This window comes from Streptomyces sp. NPDC054975 (assembly GCF_053609105.1).
In genome coordinates, this window is sequence record NZ_JBSGWV010000014.1 from 128,367 (window position 1) to 141,096 (window position 12,730).

The 12,730-nt window shown below is 71.4% G+C and carries 12 protein-coding genes; 11 read left to right on the forward strand and 1 reads right to left on the reverse strand.

The genetic code is table 11. From position 1 onward, the window contains the following. The first annotated feature begins 126 nt into the window (after positions 1-126). The 5 genes from ACWF79_RS16230 (at position 127) to ftsH (ending at position 8,037) form a co-directional block, all read left to right on the forward strand. Positions 127-1,473 (forward strand): ammonium transporter, encoded by a 1,347-nt coding sequence (locus tag ACWF79_RS16230; RefSeq protein ID WP_453728745.1) that lies wholly within the window; start codon positions 127-129, stop codon positions 1,471-1,473. Then, entirely contained in the window at positions 1,470-1,808 is a 339-nt protein-coding gene (locus ACWF79_RS16235) for a P-II family nitrogen regulator (RefSeq protein ID WP_101390346.1), read from the forward strand. Before ACWF79_RS16230 ends, ACWF79_RS16235 begins: the two co-directional genes overlap by 4 nt. Positions 1,809-1,834: 26 nt before the next feature. Further along, positions 1,835-4,306, forward strand: coding sequence for a [protein-PII] uridylyltransferase (locus tag ACWF79_RS16240; protein WP_453728746.1), 2,472 nt, complete (start codon positions 1,835-1,837; stop codon positions 4,304-4,306). A gap of 112 nt (positions 4,307-4,418) precedes the next feature. Continuing rightward, positions 4,419-5,972 (forward strand): signal recognition particle protein, encoded by a 1,554-nt coding sequence (gene ffh / locus ACWF79_RS16245; RefSeq protein ID WP_453728747.1) that lies wholly within the window; start codon positions 4,419-4,421, stop codon positions 5,970-5,972. Positions 5,973-6,111: 139 nt separating this feature from the next. Further along, positions 6,112-8,037, forward strand: coding sequence for an ATP-dependent zinc metalloprotease FtsH (gene ftsH / locus ACWF79_RS16250; RefSeq protein ID WP_453728748.1), 1,926 nt, complete (start codon positions 6,112-6,114; stop codon positions 8,035-8,037). A gap of 55 nt (positions 8,038-8,092) precedes the next feature. Here the strand turns inward: ftsH and ACWF79_RS16255 are convergent, their stop codons facing one another. Then, a complete protein-coding gene (locus ACWF79_RS16255) occupies positions 8,093-8,842 on the reverse strand; it encodes a class I SAM-dependent methyltransferase (protein WP_453728749.1) in 750 nt (249 codons plus the stop codon). 381 nt (positions 8,843-9,223) lie between these two features. On the opposite strand from ACWF79_RS16255, the gene ACWF79_RS16260 reads away from it, so the two are divergent. The 6 genes from ACWF79_RS16260 to rplS all read left to right on the forward strand — a co-directional run bounded on the left by ACWF79_RS16260 (position 9,224) and on the right by rplS (position 12,613). After that, complete coding sequence (locus ACWF79_RS16260; RefSeq protein WP_453728750.1) at positions 9,224-9,817, forward strand: hypothetical protein; 594 nt, start codon at positions 9,224-9,226, stop codon at positions 9,815-9,817. Positions 9,818-9,996: 179 nt separating this feature from the next. Next, positions 9,997-10,440 (forward strand): 30S ribosomal protein S16, encoded by a 444-nt coding sequence (gene rpsP, locus ACWF79_RS16265; protein WP_362003399.1) that lies wholly within the window; start codon positions 9,997-9,999, stop codon positions 10,438-10,440. 2 nt (positions 10,441-10,442) lie between these two features. Next, positions 10,443-10,682, forward strand: coding sequence for an RNA-binding protein (locus tag ACWF79_RS16270; protein WP_005311361.1), 240 nt, complete (start codon positions 10,443-10,445; stop codon positions 10,680-10,682). 84 nt (positions 10,683-10,766) lie between these two features. Beyond that, complete coding sequence (gene rimM, locus ACWF79_RS16275) at positions 10,767-11,315, forward strand: ribosome maturation factor RimM (RefSeq protein WP_453728751.1); 549 nt, start codon at positions 10,767-10,769, stop codon at positions 11,313-11,315. Beyond that, on the forward strand, positions 11,312-12,133 hold the full coding sequence (gene trmD, locus ACWF79_RS16280) for a tRNA (guanosine(37)-N1)-methyltransferase TrmD (protein WP_453728752.1): 822 nt from the start codon (positions 11,312-11,314) through the stop codon (positions 12,131-12,133). The genes rimM and trmD overlap by 4 nt, the downstream gene beginning before the upstream one ends. 129 nt (positions 12,134-12,262) lie before the next feature. Beyond that, the gene (gene rplS / locus ACWF79_RS16285) at positions 12,263-12,613 is read left to right on the forward strand and encodes a 50S ribosomal protein L19 (RefSeq protein ID WP_315893860.1); all 351 of its coding nucleotides are present in this window, start codon (positions 12,263-12,265) and stop codon (positions 12,611-12,613) included. Positions 12,614-12,730 lie beyond the last annotated feature (117 nt).

The following is a 12,730-nucleotide window of genomic DNA, read 5'->3' on the forward strand; positions in this document are numbered from 1 at the left end:
ACATCGGGCGGCATCGACGGAAACGGCGCTGCGCCAACCTCTGGCTCATAACCGGCCACCCCTCATGGCCAAAGCCGCTCTCCGGCCCCGCCCCGCACAGGCCGTACCGACGACGAGGAGACGCCGATGGCACCAGCCATCACGACCCTGGCAGCAGACGCCCCCGAGCTGTCTGCCGCCAACACCGGGTTCATGCTCATCTGCTCCGCCCTGGTCATGCTGATGACCCCGGCACTCGCCTTCTTCTACGGAGGCATGGTCCGCGTCAAGTCCACCCTGAACATGCTGATGATGAGCTTCATCAGCCTCGGGATCGTCACGATCCTGTGGGTGCTCTACGGCTTCAGCATCGCCTTCGGCACCGACTCCGGATCGATCATCGGCTGGTCCTCCGACTACGTCGGCCTCAGCGGCATCGGCGTCACCGAGCTGTGGGACGGCTACACCATCCCGGTGTACGTCTTCGCCGTCTTCCAGCTGATGTTCGCGATCCTCACCCCCGCCCTGATCAGCGGCGCCCTCGCCGACCGCGTGAAGTTCACCGCCTGGGCCCTGTTCATCGCCCTCTGGGTCACCGTCGTCTACTTCCCGGTCGCGCACTGGGTCTGGGGCGCCGGCGGCTGGCTCTTCGAGATGGGCGTCATCGACTTCGCCGGCGGCACGGCGGTCCACATCAACGCCGGTGCCGCCGCCCTCGGCGTGATCCTCGTCATCGGCAAGCGCGTCGGCTTCAAGAAGGACCCGATGCGCCCGCACAGCCTCCCGCTGGTGATGCTCGGCGCCGGTCTGCTCTGGTTCGGCTGGTTCGGCTTCAACGCCGGCTCGTGGCTCGGCAACGACGACGGCGTCGGCGCGGTCATGTTCGTCAACACGCAGGTCGCCACCGCCGCCGCGATGCTCGCCTGGCTCGCGTACGAGAAGCTCCGCCACGGCTCCTTCACCACCCTCGGCGCCGCCTCCGGCGCCGTCGCGGGCCTCGTCGCCATCACCCCGGCAGGCGGTTCCTGCTCGCCGCTCGGCGCGATCGCCATCGGCGCCATCGCCGGTCTGGTCTGCGCCATGGCCGTCGGACTGAAGTACAAGTTCGGCTACGACGACTCCCTCGACGTCATCGGCGTCCACCTCGTCGGCGGTGTCATCGGCTCCCTGCTCGTCGGCTTCTTCGCCACCGGCGGCGTCCAGTCCGACGCCAAGGGCCTCTTCTACGGCGGCGGCCTGGAGCAGCTCGGCAAGCAAGCCATCGGCGTCGGCGCCGTCCTCGCCTACTCTCTGATCGCCTCCGCGATCCTCGCGCTGATCATCGACAAGACGATGGGCATGCGGGTCAGCGAGGACGACGAGGTCTCCGGCATCGACCAGGTCGAGCACGCCGAGACCGCGTACGACTTCAGCGGAGCCGGCGGCGGCGCCTCCTCGCGCTCCACCGCCGCGCCCGTCCCGGCAGCTACGGAGACCAAGAAGGTGGACGCATGAAGCTCATCACCGCAGTCGTGAAGCCGCACCGGCTGGACGAGATCAAGGAGGCCCTCCAGGCCTTCGGAGTCCAGGGCCTCACGGTCACCGAGGCCAGCGGATACGGCCGCCAGCGCGGTCACACCGAGGTCTACCGCGGTGCCGAGTACACCGTCGACCTCGTCCCCAAGATCCGTATCGAGGTCCTCGTCGAGGACGACGACGCCGAACAGCTCATCGATGTCGTGGTCAAGGCGGCCCGAACCGGCAAGATCGGGGACGGCAAGGTGTGGAGCGTGCCGGTCGAGACGGCCGTACGGGTCCGCACCGGCGAACGCGGTCCGGACGCGCTGTAGGCACGGGCACTTTAAGGAGCTGCTGGGTGACGACCGTCGACACGAGTACGCGAGCGGATGACTCGGGACCCAGCGGTTACGCGGCGGCCCGGCTGCGCCTTCTCACCGAGAAGGAGCAGTCCGGGCCGCCGCGCCGTGCCGCCCTGGCCCGGCTCACCGACGACTGGCTGAGCGGACTGTTCGCCGCCGCCCGGCCGCCACGAGGGGTGGCGCTCGTCGCCGTCGGCGGCTACGGGCGCGGTGAACTCTCCCCGCGCAGCGACCTCGACCTGCTCCTGCTGCACGACGGCACCGCGGACGCGGGCGCCGTCGCCACGCTCGCCGACCGGATCTGGTACCCGGTCTGGGACCTGGGCCTCGCCCTCGACCACTCCGTCCGCACCCCCGCAGAGGCCCTGAAGACGGCCGGGGACGACCTCAAGGTCCATCTCGGGCTCCTCGACGCCCGGCCGGTCGCCGGCGACCTCGGACTCGTCGCCGGGCTGCGGACCGCCGTCCTCGCCGACTGGCGCAACCAGGCCCCCAGGCGCCTCCCCGAGCTCGACGCCCTCTGCCGCGAGCGCGCCGAGCGGATGGGGGAGCTCCAGTTCCTCCTCGAACCCGATCTGAAGGAGGCCAGGGGAGGGCTCCGCGACGCCCAGGTGCTGCGCGCAGTCGCCGCCTCCTGGCTCGCCGACGCGCCCCGCGAAGGCCTGGAAGGCGCCCGCCGCCGCCTCCTCGACGCCCGGGACGCGCTGCACCTCGCCACCGGCCGGGCCACCGACCGGCTCGCGCTCCAGGAACAGGACGCCGTCGCCGAGGAACTCGGCCTCCTCGACGCCGACACCCTGCTCCGCGAGGTCTACGAAGCGGCCCGGATCATCTCGTACGCCGCCGACGTCACCTGGCGCGAGGTCAACCGCGTCCTGAAGGCCCGCTCCTCCCGCCCTCGGCTCCGCGCCCTCCTCGGCGGACGGTCGGGAGCCGGCCGCCCGGGTGGCGCGAAGCCGCCCATCGCGCGCACCCCGCTCGCCGAAGGCGTGGTCGAGATGGACGGCGAGGTCGTCCTCGCCCTCAGCGCCAAACCCGACCGCGACCCCGTGCTCCCGCTGCGCGCCGCCGCCGCGGCCGCCCAGTCCGGCCTTCCGCTCTCCCTGCACGCCGTACGCCGCCTGGCCGCAGGCGCCGCGCCGCTGCCCGTGCCCTGGCCCGCCGAGGCGCGCGAGGAGCTGGTCACCCTGCTCGGCGCGGGGGAGTCCACCGTGCCCGTCTGGGAGGCCCTGGAGGCCGAAGGCCTCGTCTCCCGGCTCCTGCCCGACTGGGAGCGGGTCCGCTGCCGGCCGCAGCGCAACCCCGTCCACACCTGGACCGTCGACCGGCATCTCGTCGAGACCGCCGTCCGCGCCTCCTCGCTCACCCGCCGGGTCGGCCGGCCCGACCTGCTGCTCGTCGCCGCCCTGCTGCACGACATCGGCAAGGGCTGGCCCGGCGACCACTCCGTGGCCGGGGAGACCATCGCCCGTGACGTCGCCGCCCGGATCGGTTTCGACCGCGCCGACGTGGCCGTCGTCGCCACCGTCGTACGCCACCACCTGCTGCTGGTCGAGACCGCGACCCGGCGCGACCTGGACGACCCCGCGACCGTACGGTCCGTGGCCACCGCCGTCGGCACGCAGGGCGCGCTCGAACTGCTCCACGCCCTCACCGAGGCCGACGCGCTCGCCACCGGGCCCGCCGCCTGGTCCACCTGGCGGGCCTCGCTCGTCGCCGACCTCGTCAAACGCGTCGGGGCCGTCCTCGCGGGAGAGCCCGCGGCGCAGCCGGAACCGGCCGCGCCCAGCGCCGAACAGGAACGTCTCGCGATCGAGGCACTGCGCACCGGGGAGCCGGTCCTCGCCCTGCACACCCAGTCCGAGACGGCCCCCGAGGACGGCACGCCGGAACCGGTCGGCGTCGAACTCCTCATCGCCCTGCCCGACCAGCCGGGCGTCCTGCCCGCCGCGGCCGGTGTCCTCGCCCTGCACCGGCTGACCGTGCGCGCCGCCGACCTGCGCGCCGTCGAGCTGCCGACCGAGCTCGGCGAGGGGACCGGCGCCGTCCTGGTCCTGAACTGGCGCGTCGCCGCCGAGTACGGCTCCCTGCCCCAGGCCACCCGGCTCCGCGCCGACCTCGTCCGGGCCCTGGACGGCAGCCTCGACATCCCCGCCCGTCTCGCCGAACGTGACGCCGCCTACCCGAGGCGACGCGGCGTCACGGCCCCGCCGCCCCGCGTCACGGTCGCGGCCGCCGGTTCCCGGCTCGCCACCGTCATCGAGGTCCGCGCCCAGGACGCCCCCGGCCTGCTGCACCGGATCGGCCGGGCCCTGGAGGGCGCCGAGGTCCGGGTCAGGAGCGCGCACGTCTCGACCCTCGGCGCCAACGCCGTGGACACGCTGTACGTGACCCGCCCCGACGGCTCCCTCCTCCCCGACGAGGAGGCCGCCGACCTGGCGAAGGCCCTGGAGGAGGCGCTGCGGTGAGAAGGCTGTGTTCCCGCCCGTTTCGGCGGGCGGGGACACGTACTTCGAGCGGGCAGATACCCTGGAGGGCAATCCGTCCGCCCGCCCCCGACACCGAGGATCCGCGACCGCCGTGTTCGATACCCTCTCCGACCGCCTTGCAGCGACATTCAAGAACCTCCGGGGCAAGGGCCGCCTGTCCGAGGCGGACATCGACGCCACCGCGCGCGAGATCCGTATCGCGCTGCTCGAGGCGGACGTCGCCCTCCCCGTCGTCCGGGCGTTCATCAAGCAGGTCAAGGAGCGGGCCACCGGCGCCGAGGTCTCCCAGGCCCTGAACCCCGCCCAGCAGGTCATCAAGATCGTCAACGAGGAGCTCATCGGCATCCTCGGCGGCGAGACCCGCCGACTGCGCTTCGCCAAGACCGCGCCGACCGTGATCATGCTCGCCGGTCTCCAGGGTGCCGGTAAGACCACCCTCGCCGGAAAGCTCGGCCTCTGGCTCAAGGGTCAGGGCCACTCCCCGCTGCTCGTCGCCTGCGACCTCCAGCGTCCCAACGCCGTCACCCAGCTCGGCGTCGTCGCCGAGCGCGCGGGCGTGGCGTTCTACGGCCCGCAGCCGGGCAACGGCGTCGGTGACCCGGTCCAGGTCGCGAAGGACTCGATCGAGTACGCGCGGACCAAGATGTACGACGTCGTGATCGTCGACACCGCAGGCCGTCTCGGCATCGACCAGGAGCTGATGCAGCAGGCCGCGGACATCCGCGACGCCGTCAGCCCCGACGAGGTCCTCTTCGTCGTCGACGCCATGATCGGTCAGGACGCGGTCAACACCGCCGAGGCCTTCCGTGACGGCGTCGGCTTCGACGGTGTCGTGCTCTCCAAGCTCGACGGCGACGCCCGAGGCGGTGCCGCGCTCTCCATCGCGCACGTCACCGGCCGCCAGATCATGTTCGCCTCCAACGGCGAGAAGCTGGACGACTTCGACGCGTTCCACCCGGACCGCATGGCGTCCCGCATCCTCGGCATGGGCGACATGCTCTCGCTCATCGAGAAGGCCGAGCAGACCTTCAGCCAGGAAGAGGCCGCCAAGATGGCCTCCAAGCTGGCGTCCAAGAAGGGCCAGGAGTTCACGCTCGACGACTTCCTCGCCCAGATGGAACAGGTCCGCAAGATGGGCTCCATCTCCAAGCTGCTCGGGATGCTCCCCGGCATGGCGCAGATGAAGGAGCAGATCAACAACATCGACGAGCGGGACGTCGACCGCACGGCCGCGATCATCAAGTCGATGACCCCGGGCGAGCGCCAGGACCCGACCCTCATCAACGGCTCGCGCCGCGCCCGTATCGCCAAGGGCTCCGGCGTCGAGGTCAGCGCGGTGAAGGGGCTCGTCGAGCGGTTCTTCGAGGCCCGCAAGATGATGTCCCGCATGGCCCAGGGCGGTGGCATGCCGGGCATGCCCGGGATCCCGGGCATGGGCGGCGGCCCCGGCCGGCAGAAGAAGCAGGTCAAGCAGGCCAAGGGCAAGCGCAAGAGCGGCAACCCGATGAAGCGCAAGGCCGAGGAGGAGGCCGCCCAGGCCCGCCGCGAGCAGGCGCAGCAGGGCGGCGCGTTCGGCCTCCCGGCGGCCGGGCAGGGCCAGGGCGACTTCGAGCTGCCGGACGAGTTCAAGAAGTTCATGGGCTGAGCAGGTTCCGTGGAGGGGCCCGGGGCGGTGTGAAACCGCCCCGGGCCCCTTTTCACTCCTTCATGCCGCCCGAAATGCCGGAATTAATGGCCCTTCCGATACTGGGGGCCGGGCCTGACGTCGGTATGAGGAGAGCAGCGTGCCCAACTCCGTGCCCCCGCGCGACCGGACCGACCAGCCCTGGCGCTCGGAAGGAGCCCCGCCGCCACCACCGGCGAAGAAGAAGATGCCCGGCGGCTGGGGAGGCCTCATCCTCACCGCCCTGATCGTCTATCTGATCGCCAACCTCGTGCTGTCGTTCTTCAACCGGGGCGACGAGCCGACGATCTCGTACACCGAGTTCAGCAAACAGGTGAACTCCGGCAACGTCACCAAGATCTACTCCAAGGGCGACGCCATCCAGGGCGAGCTGAAGAACAAGCAGCCGCTGCCCAACGGGGACAAGGGCGACTACGGCAAGTTCGTCACCCAGCGGCCCGCGTTCGCCGACGACAACCTCTGGGACGAGCTGACCGCCAAGGGCGTCACCGTCACCGCCGAGCCCGTCGTCCAGGAGCGCAGCTTCCTCGCCAACCTGCTGATCTCGCTCGCGCCGATGCTGCTGCTCGTCGCGCTGTGGATCTTCATCGCCCGCCGGATGAGCTCCGGGATGGGCGGCGCGGGCGGCATGCTCGGCCGCAAGGCCCCGCCCAAACCCGTCGCGCTGGAAGCGGGCGAGAAGCGCACCACCTTCCAGGACGTGGCCGGCATCGACGAGGTCGAGGGCGAACTCAACGACGTCGTCGACTTCCTGAAGAACCCTTCCGCCTATCGCGACATGGGCGCCAGGATGCCGCGCGGCGTGCTGCTCGCCGGGCCGCCCGGAACCGGCAAGACCCTGCTCGCGCGGGCGGTCGCCGGTGAGGCGGGGGTGCCGTTCTTCTCCGCCTCGGCCTCGGAGTTCATCGAGATGATCGTCGGCGTCGGCGCCTCACGGGTACGGGAACTCTTCGCCGAGGCCCGCAAGGTGGCCCCGGCGATCATCTTCATCGACGAGATCGACACCATCGGCCGGGCACGCGGCGGGGGCTCGGGCATGGGTGGCCACGACGAACGCGAGCAGACGCTCAACCAGATCCTGACCGAGATGGACGGCTTCACCGGCTCGGAGGGCGTCATCGTCCTCGCCGCCACCAACCGCGCCGACGTCCTCGACCCGGCGCTCACCCGCCCCGGCCGCTTCGACCGGATCGTGCACGTGAACCCGCCCGACCGCGGGGGCCGCGAGGCGATCCTGAAGATCCACACCCGGGACATCCCGCTCTCCCAGGACGTCGACCTGGCCCAGGTCGCCCGCACCACCCCGGGGATGACCGGCGCCGAACTGGCCAACCTCGCCAACGAGGCCGCCCTCCTCGCCGTCAAGCGGCAGCAGAAGGCGGTCACCCGGTCCGACCTGTCCGACGCCCTGGAGAAGGTCCAGCTCGGCGCGGAACGGCCGCTCGTCATGCCCGAGGAGGAGCGCCGCCGCACCGCGTACCACGAGAGCGGCCACGCTCTGCTCGGCATGCTCCAGCCGGGCGCCGACCCGGTCCGCAAGATCACCATCGTGCCGCGCGGCCGGGCACTCGGCGTCACGCTCTCGACGCCGGACGCCGACAAGTACGCGTACACGGAGGAGTACCTGCGCGGCCGGATCATCGGCGCGCTCGGCGGGATGGCCGCAGAGCAGGTCGTCTTCGGCGTCGTCACCACCGGCTCCGAGAGCGACCTGGAACAGGTCACCAACATCGCGCGCGGCATGGCAGGCCGCTGGGGCATGAGCCTGCGCGTCGGCCGCCTCACGGCCATCCCGAGCGACGCCCAGCAGGCGTACGGGCTCTCCGCCGCCCCCGCGACCCTGGACATGGTCGCCGAGGAGATGCGCCGCATCGTCGACGAGTGCTACGAGAGCGCCGTCCGCCAGCTCCGCGAGAACCGCGACAAGCTCGACGCCCTGGCCGCGGCCCTCCTGGCCAACGAGACCCTGGAGGAGGAGGCGGCGTACCGCGCGGCGGGCATCACACGCCTGAACAAGGACACCTGAGCCCTGGCCGCCGCGCCACGCGCGCGTGGCGCGGCCGGGCCGCCGACCACGCCGCCTACGGCACCCGGGCGATCTGGTACCGGAAGACGTTCGGCATCCACACCGTGCCGTCGGAGCGGACGTACGGGTGCAGGGCCTCCGCGATCTCCTTCTCGACCTGGGACGGGTCCGTCGCACGGACCGCCGCGTCGAAGTCGCCCGTCGACATCAGCCCCCGCACCGCGCTGTCCAGGTCCGCGTACCCGAACGGGCACGACACCCGCCCCGAGCCGTCCGGCTTCAGACCCGCCCGCGCCACCACGCCCGCCAGGTCCTCACCGAATCCCGGCCGTCCGCCCGCGAGCCGCGCGGCGACCCGCAGGACGGACGAGGTCGCGCACCGCTCCGGCGGCCCCCAGCCCGCGAGCACGACAGGCGCGCCCGGTTGAGCCAGACGGGTGACGGCGTCGAGCGCCTCACCCAGACCGGGGGAGAGGTGGAAGACCGTGACGAGGTCGTACGGAGTGCGGGACGGATCACCCGCGTCCGCGGGCTCCCCCTCCACCACCGCGTGCCCCGCCCCTTCCGGCAGCCGCTCCCGGGCCAGCTCCACGCGCGCGTGGTCCCGGTCCACGCCGGTCACCCGCGCCCCCCGCGAGGCCGCCATCAGCAGCGCGAGCCCCGAGCCGCAGCCGAGCCCCAGGACCCGGGAGCCGGGGCCCACCTCAAGACGGTCGTACACGGCCTCGTAGAGCGGTACGAGCATGCGTTCCTGGATCTCGGCCCAGTCGCGCGCGGGGTGGTGCGGGACGAGCGTAGGTGTCATGGAAAGCGCCCCAATCAGTGCCTGGTCGACAGCCCCCGTGTACGTGCGCCCGCATCCCCCCGTAAGTCAGGGAACTGCCGATCCGTGCCCGCGTCCAGTGCTCGCGCCGGACCACTTCCGCCGTCCGGGTGGGGCCGCTGCGCCTCCTTGACCCCTGACCCGGTACTGTCCCTGCATCGAGCCCCAGCGCGCGTACGGCCTCCCTACGCGCCGGGGCGTATGCGTCGCTACGCACCACCTTGCCGCGAGCTGTGCGACTTCTCCGCACATCGGCGCACTGGGCCTCGTCCGGACGTATCAACGGCAACTGACGGGTACGTGCAAAATATTTGGGATGCCCCGGAATGGAACCCGGGGGCGCGTCGGCTCGTTGTACGCGACGTGAGCACGACACCACCTGTTCTCGCCGCAGAGCTGGCACAGGCGTGGGCCGACATTCAGCGGCACCACCCCGAACTGCCTGATCTTGCCGCGCCCGAGTCCCTGATCGGAGAGTCCTCGTCCGCCTGCGGCGCCGAGCTCTCCTTCGAACGACTGCTCCACGAGGCAGTCCACGGCATCGCCGCCGCCCGAGGGGTCCGCGACACCTCGCGCGCCGGCCGGTACCACAACCGCAGATTCCTCGCGATCGCCGAGGAGATGGGCCTGGACCACTCCGAGGAGCCGCACGCCAGCAGCGGCTTCTCCCTGGTCACGCTCAACCCCGAGGCCAAGCGGCGGTATCGGCCCACGATCGAGCGGCTCCAGCGCGCCCTCAAGGCCCACACCGTCGCGACGGCCGCGGACACCAAGCGCTCCTTCCGCGGCCCCGCCGCCCGCCACGGCTCCTCCGGCGGCGGCGTGCGCGTGAAGGCCGTCTGCGACTGCGGGCGGAACGTGCGCGTGGTCCCCTCGGTGCTCGCCCAGGCGCCCATCGTCTGCGGCGGCTGCGGCAAGCCCTTCCGCATCCCGGAATCAGTGGGCGCGGCCAGCTGACCCCCGACCTGGCCGGGTCGGGAGCGCCACGGGCGTGTGGCACAATGGCTAGCTGTACTCGACAGTCGCACAGGACCCCTCTCTCCTCCGGCTGACGCGTCCATCGGGCACCCGAGTACCGCAACCCCACGTGGCATCTCATGTGCCCAACCACGTCAAGACCAGGAGACACCACTCCAGTGGCAGTCAAGATCAAGCTCAAGCGCCTCGGCAAGATTCGCCAGCCGCACTACCGCATCGTCGTCGCCGACTCCCGCACCCGCCGGGACGGTCGTGCGATCGAGGAGATCGGTCTGTACCACCCGACGTACAACCCGTCGAAGATCGAGGTCGACTCGGACCGTGCGCAGTACTGGCTGTCCGTCGGCGCCCAGCCGACCGAGCCGGTCCTCGCCATCCTGAAGCTCACCGGCGACTGGCAGAAGCACAAGGGCCTGCCGGCCCCGGCGCCGCTGCTGCAGCCGGCGACCAAGGAGGACAAGCGCGCCTCCTTCGACGCGTTCGCCAAGACCCTCGAGGGTGACGACGCCAAGGGTGAGGCCATCACCCCGAAGGCGAAGAAGGCCGACAAGAAGGCGGACGAGGCCGAGGCGGCCGCGTCCACCGAGTCGACCGAGGCCTGAGCATGCTCGAGGAGGCTCTCGAGCACCTCGTGAAGGGCATCGTCGACAACCCCGACGACGTGCAGGTCGCCTCGCGCAACCTGCGTCGCGGGCGCGTGCTGGAGGTCCGGGTCCACCCCGACGACCTCGGCAAGGTGATCGGCCGCAACGGCCGCACCGCGCGTGCGCTGCGTACCGTCGTGGGCGCCATCGGCGGTCGTGGCATCCGTGTCGACCTCGTCGACGTGGACCAGGTCCGCTGAGCAAGTTGGACACACCGGCACGGGCCGGGGAGGGCCTTCGGGTCCGCCCCGGCCCGTCGTCGTCGGACAGGAGAGAATGAAGACGTGCAGCTGGTAGTCGCGCGGGTCGGCCGCGCCCACGGCATCAAGGGCGAGGTCAGCGTCGAGGTACGGACGGACGAGCCCGAGCTGAGGCTCAGCCCTGGAGCGGTCCTGCACACCGATCCCGCCTCCGCAGGCCCCCTGACCATCGAGACCGGGCGCGTGCACAGTGGCCGCCTGCTGCTCCGCTTCGAGGGCGTGCGCGACCGCAACGCCGCCGAGGCACTCCGTAACACCCTCCTCATCGCAGACGTCGACCCCGACGAGCTGCCGGAGGAGGAGGACGCGTACTACGACCACCAGCTCATGGACCTGGACGTGGTGCTCGCGGACGGCACCGAGATCGGCCGGATCACCGAGATCTCCCACCTGCCGTCCCAGGACCTCTTCATCGTCGAGCGGCCCGACGGCACCGAGCTGATGATCCCGTTCGTCGAGGACATCGTCACCGAGATCGACCTGGAGCAGCAGCGCGCCGTCATCGACCCGCCGCCCGGGCTGATCGACGACCGCGCCGAGATCGCCTCCGCCCGTGAGGAAGAGTCCGGATGAGGCTCGACGTCGTCACGATCTTTCCCGAGTACCTGGAGCCGCTGAACGTCTCCCTGGTCGGCAAGGCACGCGCGCGTGGACAGCTCGACGTCCACGTCCACGACCTGCGGGAGTGGACCTACGACCGGCACAACACGGTCGACGACACCCCCTACGGCGGCGGCCCCGGCATGGTCATGAAGACCGAGCCCTGGGGCGACGCCCTGGACCAGACCCTCGCGGACGGCTTCGAGGCGGGCGCCCACGGCCCCGTCCTCGTCGTCCCCACCCCGAGCGGCCGGCCCTTCACGCAGGAACTCGCCGTCGAGCTCTCCGAGCGCCCCTGGCTGATCTTCACGCCGGCCCGCTACGAGGGCATCGACCGCCGTGTCGTGGACGAGTACGCCACCAGGATGCCGGTCTACGAGGTCTCCATCGGCGACTACGTGCTGGCCGGCGGGGAAGCCGCCGTCCTGGTCGTCACCGAAGCGGTGGCGCGGCTGCTGCCCGGCGTCCTCGGCAACGCCGAGTCCCACCGCGACGACTCCTTCGCGCCCGGTGCCATGGCCAACCTCCTGGAGGGCCCGGTCTACACCAAGCCCCCCGAGTGGCGCGGCCGCGCGATCCCCGACGTACTCGTCAGCGGGCACCACGGGAAGATCGCGCGCTGGCGCCGTGACGAGGCCTTCCGGCGTACGGCGCGGAACCGGCCGGACCTGATCGAGCGGTGCGACCCCGCCGCCTTCGACAAGAAGGACCGCGAGATCCTCTCCATGCTCGGCTGGGCCCCCGAGCCCGGCGGCCGATTTTGGCGCAGGCCCGAGGCCGTGGAAGAATAGGCCGCTGTTGTGTGTCCGGCGAGCGCCCTGCCACAGGGGGACGACGCCCGCCCGGTGCGCACGACGCTCCACCTCCTTTTTCGAACGTTCCGTTGATGACCTGTGGCATCAGCGAGGAAAGAGACCACCATGGCCTCCCTGCTCGACTCGGTCAACGCGGCTTCGCTCCGCTCCGACCTCCCCGCCTTCCGTCCCGGCGACACCGTGAACGTCCACGTGCGCGTCATCGAGGGCAACCGCTCCCGTATCCAGCAGTTCAAGGGCGTTGTCATCCGCCGCCAGGGCTCGGGCGTCAGCGAGACCTTCACGGTCCGCAAGGTCTCGTTCTCCGTCGGCGTCGAGCGCACCTTCCCGGTGAACAGCCCGATCTTCGAGAAGATCGAGCTCGTGAGCCGCGGTGACGTCCGTCGCGCCAAGCTCTACTACCTGCGTGAGCTGCGCGGCAAGGCTGCCAAGATCAAGGAGAAGCGCGACAACTGAGCTCCGGCTCACCGATCGCGCGGGGCTTCGGAGCACTGACTCTCAGGGCGGCCGGATAGGCTCTGCCCCCGATGGACACCGAAGCACAGCACACGGAGCGCGACCGCTCCTCCGAGA

Coding starts and splice junctions, on each gene's coding strand:
- rplS (WP_315893860.1), top strand. CDS start 12,263: ATGGCCTCCCTGCTCGACTCGGTCAACGCGGCTTCGCTCCGCTCCGAC.
- ACWF79_RS16255 (WP_453728749.1), bottom strand. CDS start 8,842: ATGACACCTACGCTCGTCCCGCACCACCCCGCGCGCGACTGGGCCGAG.
- ACWF79_RS16270 (WP_005311361.1), top strand. CDS start 10,443: ATGCTCGAGGAGGCTCTCGAGCACCTCGTGAAGGGCATCGTCGACAAC.
- trmD (WP_453728752.1), top strand. CDS start 11,312: ATGAGGCTCGACGTCGTCACGATCTTTCCCGAGTACCTGGAGCCGCTG.
- ACWF79_RS16235 (WP_101390346.1), top strand. CDS start 1,470: ATGAAGCTCATCACCGCAGTCGTGAAGCCGCACCGGCTGGACGAGATC.
- ACWF79_RS16230 (WP_453728745.1), top strand. CDS start 127: ATGGCACCAGCCATCACGACCCTGGCAGCAGACGCCCCCGAGCTGTCT.